The organism is Glutamicibacter sp. St.4D3, from assembly GCF_059728615.1.
Window position 1 is genome coordinate 1,854,282 of record NZ_AP039380.1, and the last position, 15,356, is coordinate 1,869,637.

11 protein-coding genes and 1 pseudogene are annotated in these 15,356 nt (G+C 66.6%); 1 reads left to right on the forward strand and 11 read right to left on the reverse strand.

The features are described from left to right. Window positions 1-4 precede the first annotated feature (4 nt). Window positions 5-1,354 carry a bifunctional folylpolyglutamate synthase/dihydrofolate synthase gene (locus AC6I21_RS08535; RefSeq protein ID WP_497762193.1) on the reverse strand — a complete coding sequence of 450 codons (1,350 nt, stop codon included), beginning with the start codon at window positions 1,352-1,354 and terminating at the stop codon, window positions 5-7. Further along, the gene (gene ileS, locus AC6I21_RS08540; protein ID WP_497762194.1) at window positions 1,351-4,590 is read right to left on the reverse strand and encodes an isoleucine--tRNA ligase; all 3,240 of its coding nucleotides are present in this window, start codon (window positions 4,588-4,590) and stop codon (window positions 1,351-1,353) included. Before ileS ends, AC6I21_RS08535 begins: the two co-directional genes overlap by 4 nt. Before the next feature lie 415 nt (window positions 4,591-5,005). Here ileS and AC6I21_RS08545 point away from each other — a divergent pair, with 415 nt between their 5' ends. Then, a complete protein-coding gene (locus tag AC6I21_RS08545; RefSeq protein WP_497762195.1) occupies window positions 5,006-6,286 on the forward strand; it encodes an amidase family protein in 1,281 nt (426 codons plus the stop codon). A 520-nt stretch (window positions 6,287-6,806) separates the two neighbouring features. Here the strand turns inward: AC6I21_RS08545 and AC6I21_RS08550 are convergent. From AC6I21_RS08550 to AC6I21_RS08590, 9 genes and pseudogenes are all read right to left on the reverse strand, one after another. Beyond that, window positions 6,807-7,052: an antitoxin VbhA family protein gene (locus AC6I21_RS08550; protein WP_446754430.1), complete on the reverse strand. Its 246-nt coding sequence runs from the start codon at window positions 7,050-7,052 to the stop codon at window positions 6,807-6,809. 474 nt (window positions 7,053-7,526) lie between these two features. Beyond that, entirely contained in the window at window positions 7,527-7,967 is a 441-nt protein-coding gene (locus AC6I21_RS08555; protein ID WP_497762196.1) for a hypothetical protein, read from the reverse strand. Between the two features lie 772 nt (window positions 7,968-8,739). Continuing rightward, window positions 8,740-8,907 (reverse strand): hypothetical protein, encoded by a 168-nt coding sequence (locus AC6I21_RS08560; protein ID WP_171021251.1) that lies wholly within the window; start codon window positions 8,905-8,907, stop codon window positions 8,740-8,742. Window positions 8,908-9,077: 170 nt separating this feature from the next. Then, complete coding sequence (locus tag AC6I21_RS08565) at window positions 9,078-10,532, reverse strand: FAD-dependent oxidoreductase (RefSeq protein ID WP_138177688.1); 1,455 nt, start codon at window positions 10,530-10,532, stop codon at window positions 9,078-9,080. Between the two features lie 18 nt (window positions 10,533-10,550). Next, window positions 10,551-11,321: pseudogene (gene cobA, locus AC6I21_RS08570) on the reverse strand (uroporphyrinogen-III C-methyltransferase); the annotation flags it as partial. Window position 11,322: 1 nt separating this feature from the next. Continuing rightward, window positions 11,323-12,186 (reverse strand): ABC transporter permease, encoded by an 864-nt coding sequence (locus tag AC6I21_RS08575; protein ID WP_497762197.1) that lies wholly within the window; start codon window positions 12,184-12,186, stop codon window positions 11,323-11,325. Then, complete coding sequence (locus AC6I21_RS08580; protein WP_497762198.1) at window positions 12,161-12,901, reverse strand: ABC transporter ATP-binding protein; 741 nt, start codon at window positions 12,899-12,901, stop codon at window positions 12,161-12,163. Before AC6I21_RS08580 ends, AC6I21_RS08575 begins: the two co-directional genes overlap by 26 nt. Further along, window positions 12,898-13,995, reverse strand: a complete 1,098-nt coding sequence (locus AC6I21_RS08585; protein ID WP_497762199.1) for an ABC transporter substrate-binding protein — start codon at window positions 13,993-13,995, stop codon at window positions 12,898-12,900. The genes AC6I21_RS08580 and AC6I21_RS08585 overlap by 4 nt, the downstream gene beginning before the upstream one ends. Continuing rightward, the gene (locus AC6I21_RS08590) at window positions 13,982-15,355 is read right to left on the reverse strand and encodes a sulfate adenylyltransferase subunit 1 (RefSeq protein ID WP_497762200.1); all 1,374 of its coding nucleotides are present in this window, start codon (window positions 15,353-15,355) and stop codon (window positions 13,982-13,984) included. The genes AC6I21_RS08585 and AC6I21_RS08590 overlap by 14 nt, the downstream gene beginning before the upstream one ends. Window position 15,356 lies beyond the last annotated feature (1 nt).

The window sequence follows — 15,356 nt, forward strand, 5'->3', positions numbered from 1 at the left end:
AGTGCTACTCACGTCCCTTCAACAACAGTGAAATCTCGCCAACCAGCGTAATCGACCCGGTGACCAGCACGCCGCCGGCCAGGTCGTTGCCGGCCTCGGCCCGGCCCACGCACCATTCGATGGCGTCTTCCAGGTCCTCGGTCACGTGCAGGTCCTCTTCGGGCCAGCCGGCCTCCAGGGCCAGGTTCGCCAGTTCCCCGGCGGGGATGGCCCGCGGGGAGGAGGACTGGGTCAGGCACAGATCCTCAACCAGTTCCCCGTATTCCTCGCGCATCTGGTAGAGCATCCCGGCGGGGTCCTTCTCCTGCAGGATCCCGACCATCAGCACCAGGCGGCTGAACCCGAAGGATTCCTTCACCGCGGTGGCCGCTGCCTGGACCCCGTCCGGGTTGTGCCCGGCGTCCACCAGCACGGTCGGCGCGGTGCGCACGATCTCCAGGCGTCCGGGGCTGGTCACCTCGGCGAAGCCCTGGCGGATGAGTTCCACGTTCAGCTCCTTGGCTCCCCCACCCAGGAAGGCCTCCACCGCGGCCAGCGCGACGGTGGCGTTCTGCGCCTGGTGGGCACCGTAAAGTGGGAGGAACAGCTCGTCGTAGCGCGCGGCCTGGCCCTGGATGTCCAGCATCTGACCGCCCACGGCGACCTTGCGCTCCAGCAGCTTGAAGTCCAGGGTCTCAAAGGCGAACGGCACCTCAAGCTCCCGGGCCTGGCGCAGCAGCACATCGGCCGCGTCGACCGGCTGCACCGCGGTGACCAGGTAGCCGCCGGGCTTGAGGATCCCCACCTTCTCCTCGGCGATCAGCTCGGTGGTGTCGCCCAGCAGGTCGGTGTGGTCCAGGGAGATCGGGGTGATCACCGAGACGTCGCCGTCGGCGACATTGGTGGCATCGGTGATGCCGCCCAGGCCTACCTCCAGCACCAGCACGTCCACCGGGGCGTCGGCGAAGATCGCAAATCCCAGGATCGTCACGGCCTCAAAGTAGGTCAGCCGGTTTTCCCCGTTGGCCTGCAGCTCCGAGTCCACCAGGTCCAGGTAGGGGGCAATCTCGTCCCAGATCCGCACGAAGGTCTCATCATCGACCGGTTCCCCGTCGATGCTGATCCGCTCGGTGACCGAGACCAGGTGCGGGGAGGAGTAGCGCCCGGTGCGCAGGTCATGCGCGCGCAGCAGCGACTCGATCATCCGCGCCGTGGAGGTCTTGCCGTTGGTGCCGGTGATGTGGATGACCGGGCAGGCCTTGTTCGGCTCGCCCAGCACCTCCATGGCCCGGAACATCGGGGCCATGCGCGGCTCAATCTTGTTCTCCGGGGCGCGCGCCAGCAGTTCGGCGTACACCCGTTCCAGTTCGCTCACGCGCTGACCTCGACCTTCACCTGGGGTTCCTTGGCGGCACCGTTGGCCTGCAGGACCAGGTCAACGGTCAGCGTCTCGCCGCTGATCAGTTCCCGGTTCGCCTCCAGGGCCGCAATCACGGTTTCGTTCGCGCTGATGGTGGTGCGGATCCGGTCCGAGACCTGCAGATCCGCGTCCTTGCGGGCGGCCTGGATGCTGCGGACCATGTCGCGGGCGATGCCCTCGGCGGCCAGCTCCTCGGTGACCTCGGTGTCCAGCACCAGGAAGCCGCCATCGATGACCGCTGCGGCGATGTCCGCCTCCGCGTTCACCACGGTGTCCAGGGTGTACTCACCCTCCACCAGCTCCAGCCCGCCGGCGGTGACCACGCCGTCGGCCACGGACCAGTCGCCGGACTTGGCGCCCTTGATGGCCTGCTGCACGTTCTTGCCCAGGCGCGGGCCGGCGGCGCGCGCGTTGACCACCAGCTGCTGGCTGATCCCGTAGCTGGCCGCGTCCACCCCGGCCGCGTCGATCAGGGTGACCTGCTTCAGGTTCAGTTCATCCTTGATGATCGAGGCGTAGGTGCCTTCCAGGCGGGCGGCGTCACTGAGCACGACCTTCAGTTCGGCCAGCGGCAGGCGCACACGCAGGTTCTTGGCCTTGCGCAGCGAGGAGCCGACCGAGCAGATCTTGCGGGTGGTGTCCATGGTTTCCAGCAGCGCGGCATCGGCCGGGAACTGCTCGGCGTCCGGCCAGTCGGTCAGGTGCACCGAACGCTGCCCGGTCAGCCCGCGGTAGATTTCCTCGCAGGCCAGCGGCAGCAGCGGGGCGGCGACCTTCACCAGGGTCTCCAGCGCCGTGTACAGCGTGTCAAAGGCGTGGGTGTCCTCGTCGAAGAAGCGCTGGCGGGAGCGGCGCACATACCAGTTGGTCAAGGTGTCCATGTACTGGCGCACCGCGTCGGTGGCGTCGGAGACCTCGTACTCATCCAACGCGGTGGTCACCTCGCGCACCAGCTGGCCGGTGGCGGCGATCATGTACTGGTCCAGCGGGTCCGGGGAATCGTGGGAGATCTTCGCCTCGTACCCGGCGCCGTTGTTCGCCGCGTTGGTGTACAGGTTGAAGAAGTGCCACACGTTCCACAGCGGCAGCAGCACCTGGCGCACCCCTTCGCGGATGCCCTGCTCGGTGACCACCAGGTTGCCGCCGCGCAGGATCGGGCTGGCCATCAGGAACCAGCGCATCGCATCCGAGCCGTCGCGGTCCAGCACCTCGGTGACATCCGGGTAGTTGCGCAGCGACTTGCTCATCTTCTGCCCGTCGGAGCCGAGCACAATGCCGTGGGAGATCACGTTGGTGAACGCCGGGCGGTCGAACAGGGCGGTGGACAGGATGTGCAGGGTGTAGAACCAGCCGCGGGTCTGCCCGATGTACTCCACGATGAAGTCCGCCGGGTGGTGGCCGGTGTCGAACCATTCACGGTTCTCAAACGGGTAGTGCACCTGGGCGTAGGGCATTGAACCGGAGTCGAACCAGACGTCCAGCACGTCCTCGACGCGGCGCAGCGTGCCCCCGGCCGCGCAGCCCGCGTGGGCCTTGGTCAGCTCGTCGATGAAGGGGCGGTGCAGGTCCGGCTCGCCCTCATGGCTCACCGGCAGCCGGCCGAAGAAGTCCTTCAGCTCCTGCAGGGAGCCGAACACCTCGCGGTGCGTGCACTCCACCCCGTCGCACTCCCACACCGGGATCGGGGATCCCCAGAAGCGGTTGCGGGAGATCGACCAGTCGCGGGCGTTTTCCAGCCACTTGCCGAACTGGCCGTGCTTGACGTTCTCCGGGATCCAGTTGATCTGCTCGTTCAGCTCCAGCATCCGGTCCTTGATCTGGGTGACCTCAACATACCAGGAGGAGATCGCACGGTAGATCAGCGGGTGGCGGCAGCGCCAGCAGTGCGGGTAGGAGTGCTCGTAGGAGGCCTGCTTGACCAGTCGGGCGTCGTCCTTGAGGACATTGGTGATGGTCTTGTTCGCGTCAAAGACCTGCACCCCGACGATGTCGTTCAGCGGCCCGCCGGCGAACACCGGCAGGAACTTGGCGCCCTCATCGACCGAGAGGATCACCGGGATCCCGTTTTCCTCGCAGACCTTTTGGTCATCTTCGCCGTAGGCCGGGGCCTGGTGCACCAGGCCGGTGCCGTCCGAGGTGGTCACGTAGTCGGCGGTGACGATCTGCCAGGCGTTTTCGGTGCCGTACTTCTCGGTGTCGGTGTAGGTGTCCCACAGCGGTTCGTAGCGCAGCCCGGCCAGTTCGCGGCCCTGGTAGCTGGCGGTGATGGCGGCTGCGGCCTGCTTGGCGTCGGCGTAGCCCAGGTCCTTGGCGTAGGAGCCGAGCAGGTCGCGGGCCAGCAGGAAGCTGCCGCTGGCGGCCGAGGCCTTCACACCGGCTTCCCCGGCGGGCACGACCACGTATTCCACGTCCGGGTGCACGGCCAGCGCCTCGTTGGTGGGCAGGGTCCAGGGGGTGGTGGTCCAGGCCAGGGCCTGCACGCCGACCAGGTGGCGGGAGACCGGCAGCTCGCCCTCAAGGATTGGGAAGGTGACGGTCACGGTCTGGTCCTGGACGTTCTTGTAGACGTCGTCGTCCATGCGCAGTTCGTGGTTGGACAGCGGGGTCTCGTCCTTCCAGCAGTACGGCAGCACGCGGAAGCCCTGGTAGGTCAGCCCCTTGTCGGAGAGCTGCTTGAACGCCCAGATCACCGATTCCATGTATTCGACGTTCAGGGTCTTGTAGTCGTTTTCAAAGTCGACCCAGCGCGCCTGGCGGGTGACGTACTCCTCCCACTCGTCGGCGTACTTCATCACCGAGCTGCGGCAGGCGTCGTTGAACTTGTCGATGCCCATCTCCAGGATGTGCTTCTTATCGGCCATCCCCAGCTGCTTCATGGCCTCCAGCTCGGCCGGCAGCCCGTGGGTGTCCCAGCCGAAACGGCGTTCCACACGGTGTCCGCGCTGGGTCTGGTAGCGGGCGACCAGGTCCTTGACGTAGCCGGTGAGCAGGTGGCCGTAGTGCGGCAGGCCGTTGGCGAACGGCGGGCCGTCGTAGAAGACGAATTCGTTGTCTTCGCGCTGGTCAATGGAGGCCTGGAAGGTGTTGTCCCGCTTCCAGTACTCGAGGACTCGTTTTTCGATCTCGGGGAAGCGCGGAGATGCCGGGGTGGAACCGGAGGGATCGGTAGTGACCTTCGGGTAGAAGCTCATCGTAGGCGGCCATCCTTACAAGCGTAGGTTCGGAAACATCCACTGCGAGGACGACCTGTGGCCGCGGTACCACCCCGCTTGTTCCCCCATCCGGCACCGCGTGGGGGCCGGCGGACAAACCGCTTGTCTTCAGCTGTCACGGGCTGGTCCCGCTCGGTTCTACTAGGCCCGGAACCGGGCTGTTCTTCCAAGGACTCCCCGGTGATGGCCGGATCAACGTCGTACGTCTTCCACTTTACCCGGATTTGTCCACCACGTCATGCCACCCTGACCGCATGCTTCGGCACATCCTCGGCCAACACGGCCCCTGCTGCCCTGAACGCTGGCCGGTGAGCGGCTTCTGCCCTAGGCTCGGGGTGATCGGCACGGATGGGAGCACCGCGCCGCGCATTGTTCGAAGGGACCAGGAAAGTCAATGACGGACCATCACGGGCAGGACGGGATCTGGACGCATCTGGAGGATCTGCCGGACACCGACGCCGGTCCACCGCACGACAATGCCCCCATCGCGGGTGAGGGCGAGTTTAACTTTGCCGTCAAGGCCAATATCCAGGTGCAGGGCCTTCCGACGAACGCGGCCAGTCCCGTCTATGGCGGGTACCGGGCTCCGGCCGATGCACTGGTGGTTTCCATCCTGCGCCAGCATGGCGGTCGGGTGCACGGCCTGACGAACATGCATGAGCTGGCGTTCGGGATCACCAGCAACAACGCCGTCTACGGGCCGGTGCGCAACCCTTATGATCGGCAGCGCACCGCGGGCGGATCCAGTGGCGGCAGCGCCGCGGCCGTGGCCGCCGGAACCGTGCGCATTTCCCTGGGTACGGACACCGGCGGCTCAATTTCCATCCCGGCCTCCTCCTGCGGGGTGGTCGGGTTTCGTCCCAGCACCGGACGTTGGCCCATTGACGGGATCATCGGGCTGTCCACCTCCCGCGACACCATTGGCGTGCACACCCCCACCGTGGCCGAGGTGGGCCTGCTGGACAACTGGATCAGCAACACCCCGCCGGCACCTGCCCCGGTCGCGCGTGCGCGCCTGGGACTGCCCGCCGCTTTCCACCGGGACCTCGATCCCGACGTGGCCCGGGTGCTGCGCCGGGCGCTAAAGTCCCTGGAACCCCATGTGCAGTTCGTTGATGTGGACCTGTCCCCGATCATTGCCCTGACCGACCGGGCGCAGTGGGACCTGGTGGGGTGGGAGGCTCCGCGGCTGCTTAGCGCCTGCCTGGCGGCGGCCGAGGACCTGAGCCCAACCCGGGCGTGGGCCGAGGTGGTTCACCGGGCGGCCTCCCCCGACGTGCGCGGCATCCTGGACAGCTATGCCAGCGAGCCGGTGGACCAACGCTCCTATCAGCAGGCCAGGCTCGCCATGGCAGCGGCGCGAGAGCGGTATGCCCGGCTCATGGAGCACCAACGCCTCGACGCCCTGTTCTTCCCCACCATGCCTGCGCTTCCCCAGCGGGTGGGCGAGGACCATGTGGTGGACCACTGCGGCCAGCCGACTGCCCTGTTCCCACTGATGACCCGGAATGTCGGGCCGGGCACGATACTGGGCGTGCCGTCGGTGACCCTGTCCGCCGGCCGGGGCTCGCACGGACTGCCGGTGGGGATGACGGTGCAGGGTAGCGCCCACCAGGATGCTGATCTGCTGGCATTGGCGGGGCAGCTCGAGCCACTGCTCGCGCGCGCCGGCTGAGGCGGTTTCCGTCCGGCGCGCGGCTTGTTCCACGGGCGGGCCAGCTATTGACAGTGAGCCTCGGCACACCAGCTCGTGAGGCCGCGGTGTACCGCGGGCAAGGAAAAACCAAGGAGAACGCCATTGTTCTTCCCTTGGTACCTTCAGCATATCGTCTGGGTGGGGGCTGGCCGCAAGACCCGGGGCAGGATTGAAAATGAGTAGCCGAACCGCCACCCCGATCCCGTGCAACATCAACCATCCGTGCCACCTCCCAGCGGCCCTGCGACCTGCTGCTGGTGATGTCCGAATGGGGCAACGCCGTGCCCGCCGATTCACTGCGCCCTTACTTACCGCCGTCCGAGGCCTCTCACCGACAGCGGCCTCCACCGAAAATCATTGACGAACCGGCCGAATGCCAGGAGCATCTAGCCGCGGTGGCAGAGCGCATACCTCAGCTGCGCGCCCAAATGTAGCAGATTCCGCATCGGCGCATGATCCGGCGGAGGATAGAAATACGACTTCCAGGTATCAGACTCGGTCACTTGGCCACTGTGTGCGTACCGGACCGGTGACGCTCAGCCGCTGCGTCGACACGCCGCAGATACTCCGTCTGGTCGATCGCACCGCGGGCCTCGTCGGTCAAGTTCTCGACGTCCTCGCGGTTCGGGACCCATCCCTCATGCCAGGCTGCGGCCAGTGACTGCCGAACGGCATTGCGTTGGTTAGCATCGAGCTGCGCAAACAGTTCTGGCCAGCGTTCCTCAATATCAAACTTCTCGGTCACGGCCGGACTCCTTCCAAGAAAATGACCCACTTCATTTTACCAAGTCACCTGAAAACGATCCTTAGATAGTTTCGGTTGGTGCTGGTTTCGGGCACAGGTTTCGGGCCGCCTTTCTGCGGCGTGTCACTCGAAATAGTGAGTGCCAGGCAAGACGGTCTTAAAACGATCGTTTTTGGCGTCCGTATGAGGCACCTTCATTGGGCATTCTCGCGGGCGGGGTATACGCGACGCGCATCTTGGCCGCGAGCATAGAGACCTCTAGCAACCCACATCAGTAGAGCCGGTGCCCCGGTGAACGACGACCGTCGTATGGGACAAGCATCAGCACTTGAGAGAACTTCGTTTCTATCATCCTTGCTTTGGACCAGAACTTGTTATTGGTGATCGCCCCCGGCACAAAAAAGTCTGATCGCGAGGGTCAATGCCAAATCAGCAGGTCATTGGGTGGGCTGGTAGTCGCTTGGCGAAAACGTTCTAGGAGGAGTGCCGATCCAGGCTGTTTTCACGGGCAGGCTGGGGCTGGAGGGCGACGATGAAACTAATTGGGCCGGTGAGTGATCCAAGGCAGCATCCAATGATCAGGAGCAGCGTCACGTCATAGTCTGGAATCTGCTGCGTGAGGAGAGCAAAGACGAAGCCCAGAAGCAGCACGCCCGCGACGGATGCAATAATTCCTCCGGAAACTCGCCCCTTTCGGCTCCCCAGCACGAACAGTCCCGTCGAGACGACAGAAGCTATCAGTGCAGCGAAGACGCTGGAAACGGCGAAGAATACCACTAGCGTTGAGATGCTGTCGGAGAGTGAATTTGAGTTATATCCAAGGAGCGAAGAGAGCGTAGCCAAGACGACAGTTCCGAGCGAACTGATGAAGGAGAGACCAAAGCCACGAATATGACTAGATAGGTTTTCCTTCATTCGGGTCTCCTTACACGAGGTAGAGACCATTTCCCGCCCTCTTTAGCGAAGGGCGCGTCTCCTGGTTTCCGAATATGTCCCTCACCTTACCTCTGTGCTCCATTGCCGAATGCTCAGAGCTTCCGGCGAAGGCGTATTGGAGCCAGAGAGCCCTTCGCTGAAGAGTCGAGGACGGGGCAGCGTTAGGTTGATACGCTGCCCCGTGCTGTCAACCTGTTTAGGTCATGGCAACGCGCGCGGTCCGGTAGGCGAACGTCTTCCGGGGCTTCTCCGGTCATGGGCAAGGGCGTCTTTGGTTCTCGGTTACTGGTTCGGCGGCAGCTACGGCCGTGAGGTTGCTCGGAGGGGCGTCGTCCAGCACGAGCACATGCAGCCCGCAGAGCATGCCAGAACGGGCCAGGTGGAAGATAGTCGTGGGTCTTCCGACCCCGCCTTTCTGGTTGCCGAGAGCGCAAGTGTGGGTGGTCCTTGCAACCCGGGATCCTTCGGTGCCGGCGTCGTCGGCGCGGTGGACCTCTATATTTTCATAAACAGAGCCCCTGCCCAGCTGGTGATCCTTGGGCCATCCGAACCTGCGACCTAAGTGAGGTTGAACCGGCTGCCGGCCGGGTTGCGAGGCCCGGCCAGGCCGCCTAAGGGAATGATCTGGCTTTCTGAGGCACCGCGCTTGGGACATGGTTGAGCCCGCAAGGACCCGGTGGCGGCTCCTGACTGGCTCGTGTCGGTCGCAGTTTTCCGGCGTTCGCGAAGATACGCACGCCGCAACGGTTATCTAGGAATCCTTGCCGTTCTTGGAGGGGCGGGTCCCCAGTTCCCCGTCGACCTGATCGGCAAACTTCGTGCTCGCCGCGGTTTCGGGTGACTCTTCCTGCCAAATCATCTCAAGATCGGCAGCAAGGTTCGCTTCCTTCCGTGCCTTTTTCCTCTGTTCATTAGCCATGGCCTCAGTCTAGCGACCTTTGGGAAAAGAAGCAGTGACCCCCGATACCGGTGCACTCCAAAACCGCCTTGTCACCTCGAAATGGGCTGCCGGTTGCAGAACGGCCCCCGCGCCGCGACAGGGGGTTCCTGTCGCGGCGCGGGGGCCGGTTCTAGAGCCTGGGGTAGTGCTTACAGGCTCTCAGCAAATTTTTTTGCCCGGGCATGCTCCAGCATCTCTTCGCGGGAAACTACCTTGACGCGGTCACGGGTAACCTCGCCGAAGCGGGTCGGCACGGTTCCGGCCTCGCTGCCCAGCTGCTTCTCCTGCTGGTCCAGGGCCAGCCAGCCTTCCCAGGTGGCGAAGTCGACGCCGCGTTCCTCCAGCAGCTGAGTGATCGGTGCGTCCTGGCTCGGCTGGGCCAGCTGGTCCAGGTCGGTGAGCAGGTGGTTGATGGTCTCCAGGGCGTCGCCCTTGGTGTGGCCGATCAGGCCCACCGGACCACGCTTGATCCAGCCAGTGGCGTACAGGCCCGGCACATGCTGGCCGTGGGCGTCCAGGACGCGGCCGCCTTCGTTGGGCAGCACGCCGGCAGCGCCATCGTATTCGATGCCGTCCACGGCCGAACCGAAGTAGCCCACCGCGCGGTAGACCGCCTGGACGGGGTATTCGGTGAACTCTCCGGTGCCGCGCACGTTGCCGGTCCCGTCCAGTTCATTGCGTTCCATCTTCAGCCCGGCAACCTTGCCGTCCTCGCCGACGATCTCGACCGGGGACTGCAGGAAGTGCAGGTGCAGGCGACGCGAGGCGCTGGGGGCCTCTTCGCGTTCTTCCTGCTCGATCAGCCAGTTGGTCAGCGTGGAGACCATGGTCTTGGTCTGGTTGTTGGTCTTCATCGCTTCATCGGAGGCGGCGTCGAACTCGAAGTCCTCCGGGTACAGGACGATGTCCACATCCTTGGAGTGCGACAGTTCGCGCAGCTCCAGCGGGGTGAACTTCACCTGCGCCGGACCGCGGCGGCCGAAGATGTGCACGTCGGTGACGGCCGAGTTGTTCAGCTGCTCGTAGATGTGCTCCGGGATTTCGGTTTCCAGCAGCTGGTCGGCGTGCTTGGACAGGATGCGTGCCACGTCCAGGGCCACGTTGCCGTTGCCGATGACGGCCACTTCCTTGGCCGACAGGTCCCAGGTGCGGTCGGTGTCCGGGTGGGCGTCGTACCAGGAGACGAAGTCGGCGCCGCCGAAGGAGCCTTCCAGGTCCACGCCTGGGATGTTCAGGTCGGCGTCCTTCTGGGCGCCGGTGGCGATGATCACCGCGTCGTAGCGGGCCTTGAGTTCATCCAGGGTGATGTCCCGCCCCAGGCCCACGTTGCCGTAGAAGTCGATCCAGTCGTTGTGCAGCACCTTGTGCAGGGCGGTGATGATGCCCTTGATGCGCGGGTGGTCCGGGGACACCCCATAGCGGATCAGGCCGAACGGGGTGGGCAGCTCGTCGAAGAGGTCGACTTTCAGCTGCAGGGCGCCGGAGGAGACTGCTTCGCTTTTGGCCAGCATGTCGGCCGCGTAGATCCCGGCCGGTCCGGCGCCGACGATGGCCACGCGCAGGGGTCGGTTGGTCAGGTGCTCTGGAATGCTAAGTTCACTCATCAAACAACTTCTACTTTCTTAGTCAACGAATAGGGCCGGCACAGCAGTATCGGTGTGGGTCAGCGGCTGAAGCTCAGCCAGCTGCACTGCAGCATCGGGGGCCAGTCGAACCACGTCACCAATCACAATGACGGCCGGATTCGTTACTGCGGCTTGTTGGGCGCGCACTACGATCTCTTCTAGGGTACCGATAGTTGTGCGTTGCGTCTGTGAGTAACCTCGCTCAATTATGGCAATCGGAGTGTTAGTTCCCAGCCCACGCCCAGTTAACGTCTGCACTGTGGCGGCCAGGCGGCCCACGCCCATCAGGATCACCAGGGTGTGGTCCGTGCGCAACGGCACATCGCCAAGCTCCTGGTGGCCGGTGACCACGCTGAACCCGGTGGCCAGCCCGCGGTGGGTGACCGGGATGCCGGCGGCGGCCGGCACCGCCACGGCGCTGGTGATGCCGGGAATCACCCGCACGGTAAACCCGTGGGCGGCCGCGTAGGCGGCCTCTTCTCCCCCGCGGCCGAGCACGTACGGGTCTCCGCCCTTCAGGCGCACCACGTTCTTCCCCTGCCGGGCCTGGCTGACTAGGCATTGGTTGATTTCGTCCTGGGTGGCCAGGTGGCTTCCCGGGGCCTTTCCCACGTCAATGACCTGCACGTGATCTTCCAACTCGTCCAGCAGCGCCGTGGGACCGAGCCGGTCCGCCAGGACCACGTCCGCTCGCATCAATGCCTTGTACCCGGCCACGGTGATCAGCTCCGGGTCTCCCGGGCCGCCGCCGATGAGGGTAATGCTTCCTTTATCCATTGTTTTCTCCAGTTCGTCTCATTCCCCGGTCCCGCAGGAGTTTGCGTTCCACCGGGGCAAAGCAGGCCAGTTCAATGAGCACCCCGACCAGCAGGATGACCACTATGACCAAGATCACCAGGGGCAAATCGGCCAGGTCCCGTCCACGCTGCAGCAGGGAGCCGACCCCGGGGGCCAGCGCGCCGCCGACCGCGATCAGTTCCGCGGCCATCAACGAGCGCCAGGCGAAGGCCCACCCCTGGCGCAGCCCGGACACATAGCCGGGCAGGGCGGCGGGCAGCTCCACATGCCACAGGTGCTGCAGCCGGTTTGCGCCCAGCACCTGGGACAGGGCCCGGTACGCCGGGGGCATCAGGTCCATCCCGCCCAGCAGCCCGTTGATGATGGAGGGAATCGCCCCGAGCAGCAGCACCGTGTAGATCGTGGCGTCGCTGAGCCCGAACAGGATGATCGCCGCCGGCACCCAGGCGATGGAGGGCAGCACCTGCAGGGCGGAGACCAGTGGGCCGATGCCTTTGCGCAGCAGCGGCTGGCGTCCCAGCAGCAGGGCCATGGGGGTGGCGACCAGCACGGCCAGCACAAACCCGCTGGCGGCGCGCCAGAGGCTGGTGCCCACCGCAGCCACCAGCGTCCCGTCCGCCAGCACGGCCGGCAGCCGGGCCGCGACGTCGGCCGGGGCCGGGAACAGGTCATCGCGCAGCGGGGAAACCCAGGCCAGGATCTGCCAGAGGCTCAGCGCCACGACCACCACCAGCAGCGGGGCAACAACCGCATCAATCCGGGAGGGCACCGCCGGCGGGCGGCGCCGGGCGGCGGGTGCCAGGCCCCGTTCAAGCCGGGGTGCGAGAATGCTCATTTTTGGCCTGCTCCTTTCTGAGGATCGCGGTGAGTTCGTCCGCCAGGTCGGCGGCCCGGACCGCGTTGTTGCGCAGCGCGTCGCTGACCTGCCGGGTTTCCAGGATCCGCCCCGGGTGGGAGGAGAGCACCAGGATCCGACCGGCCAGCCGGATCGCCTCGCGCACGTTGTGGGTGACGAAGATGATGGTCTTGGCCGAGCTGTGCCACAGGGCGCGCAGCTGTTCATGCAGCAGGTCCCGGGTGATGGCATCCAGCGCGGCGAAGGGCTCATCCATCAACAGCACCTGGCGCTGCTGGGCCAGGGCCCGGGCCAATGCCACCCGCTGGCGCATGCCGCCGGAGAGTTCATGGGGTTTGCGCTGCGCGGCGTGCCCCAGCTGCACCAGTTCAAGCAGCCGGTGCGCGTCCTGTCCCCGCTGGTCCGCCGGCACCCCGGCCAGCTTCAGCGCCAGTTCCACGTTCTGCGCGGCGTTCAGCCAGGGCAGCAGGTTCGCGTCCTGGAACATGAACGCGGCCCCGTCGGCCGGGACCTCCACCCAGCCGGCGGTCGGTGGCTGCAGTCCGGCGATGATGTTCAGCAGCGAGGACTTCCCGCATCCCGACGCGCCGAGCACCGCCACGAACTCCCCGGCCTCGATCCGGGTGCTCAGCCGGTCGATCACCACCGGCCCACCCGGGTAGCGCAGACTGAGCTCGTGCAGCTGGACGCTCATGGCTCCTCCTGGTGGCGCACCCAACGCCGATCGATCAGCCCGCTCACGTCCCCCGGCTGGCCCAGCCCCACCTCGGCGGCGTGCTGCACCAGGGTGGTGAAGCTGCTGCCGTCCGGGACCGGGCTGAAATCCACCTCGGCGAGCGCGGCGCGAATCACGCTGCGGGGCAGGCTCGCCCCGTTGGCCGCGGCCAGGGCCTGCTGCACCGCCTGGACCTGCTGGTCCGTGGTGGCCTGGTTCAGCCAGGCGATCGCCTCGGTGTTCGCCTCGGCCAGCCGGGCCACGGTCTGCGGGTGGGCGTCAATGAATTCGGTCCGGGCCACCAGCACCGTAGTGGGGAAGCGTCCCTGCGGCCACAGGCTGGCTTCATCCACCAATCGGCGGGCCCCGTACCGTTCGACCAGCAGTGAGGCGTAGGGTTCGGGCAGCCAGGCCCCGTCGATGGCGCCGCGGGCGAACAGCTGGGCGACCGTGCCGTTGGAGGTGGGGGTGATGCTCACCGCGTCGGACAGCTGGTGCTCGGCCAGAAAGTGGCGCAGCGCCACGTCCTGGGTGCCGCCGTACTGCGGGGTGGCCAGCTGCCTTCCGGCCAGTTCGGGCACCGTGGTGATCGTGGGGTCCACCACCAGGCTGGCTCCGGATTCGGTGGCCCCGGCAATGATGCGCAGCGACTTTCCGCCGCTGGACAGGTAGCTGTTCAGGGCCGGGCTGGGCCCCAGGTAGGCGGCATCCAGCGCCCCGGAGTTCAGTGCCTCGATGGCGGCCGGTCCTGCGCTGAAGACCTGGGGCACCAGTTCGGTGCCATGTGGCTGCAGCGCCTGCCCCAGCAGTCCCCGGGATTCGGCGATCAGCGCCGGGGCGTGGGTGATGGTGGCGAAGTAGCCCAGGCGCAGCTGCTGGGCCGGGCCCGCCGCCTGCCGCCGTTCGCCTTGGGGCGCCGGCAGGAACGCGGTGAGGACCGCGGCCGCGGCCAGCAGCGCCACCAGCGTCCCGCCCACCCGACGGATGCGGTGCGGGGCCCGGGCGGCGCCGGCGCTGAAGCGGGTGCGGGCGCCGTCGTTAGGTGCGGGCACCGGTTGCCTAGGCGGGGACATGGCCGGGATCCTCGTGGTGTGCCGCATCCGTTTCGGCCCCTGGGGGCCGGATGATGCCGGCCGCCAGGGTGGCCCCGTCCCGCGGGTCGATCAGCAGCAGGGAGCCGGCGGCGCGGGAGTGGGCGTAGTCGCCGGGGGCGATCGGGGCGGAGCTGCGCAGATTGATCCGACCCAGGTCGTTCAGCCCCAGCGTGTCGGCCGGATGCCGGGTGTAGTCGGCGACCTGCAGTACGCAGTCGATGTCGGTGATGCGCGCCGGGGCCACCCGGGTGCCGTGCTTGAGCAGTACCCGGTCCCCGGCGCTGAGCCGACGGTTCTCGAGCACGCACACCTCGGCCTGCAGCTGCCGGGTGGGGTCCGGCAGTGCGCCGGCGATGATGGTGTCCCCGCGGGCGATGTCCACCTCGTCCTCCAGCAGCAGGATGACCGCTTCCCCGGCAGCGGCCCGTTCGGCCGGTCCGGCGGGGGTGCGCAGCTGGCGGATGCGGCTGCTGAGCACCTGGCCGTTGGACAGGATCTGCACCGGGTCCCCGGGTGCCAGCTGCCCGCCGCTCAGGGTGCCGGCGTAGCCGCGGAAGTCCCGGTACTCGTCCTGGTCCAGTCCGGGGGCCAGCGCCCCCTGCGGGCGGATGACGTATTGCACGTCCAGCCGGGCCGGGCCGTGTTCGGTTTCGGCCGGCAGCCCTTCGAGCAGCCCCAGCAGGGTGGGCCCGGTGTACCAGGGCGCCTGCCCGGCCGGTTCGACGATGTTCTGCCCGTGCAGGGCGCTGACCGGGATCAGGTGGGTGGTACCCACCCCGAGCCCGGCGGCCAGCTCACCCACCTGCTCGCTGATGCCGCGGAACACGGTTTCGTCCCAGCCGACCAGGTCCATCTTGTTCACGGCGATGATCAGCTGCGGCACCTGCAGCAGCCCGAGCACCCCCAGGTGGCGGCGGGTTTGTTCCACCACCCCGTGGCGGGCATCGACCAGCACGATGGCCGCGTCCGCGGTGGAGGCGCCGGTGACGGTGTTGCGGGTGTACTGCACGTGGCCCGGGCAGTCGGCCAGGATGAAGGAGCGCTGTGGGGTGGCGAAGTAGCGGTAGGCCACGTCGATGGTGATCCCCTGTTCGCGTTCGGCGCGCAGCCCGTCGGTGAGCAATGCCAGATCCAGGGCCGGGGTGTGGCCGCCGAAGCCGCGTTCGGCGCTGGTGCGGGCCAGCTCGTCCAGTGAGTCGGCCAGGATCGCCTTCGCATCGTGCAGCAGGCGGCCCACCAGCGTGGACTTGCCGTCGTCCACCGACCCGGCGGTGGCGATGCGCAGCAGGGTGGTGCTCGGCGGTGCGGTGGCGTGTGGTGTGGTGTGGGTGGCGGTCATT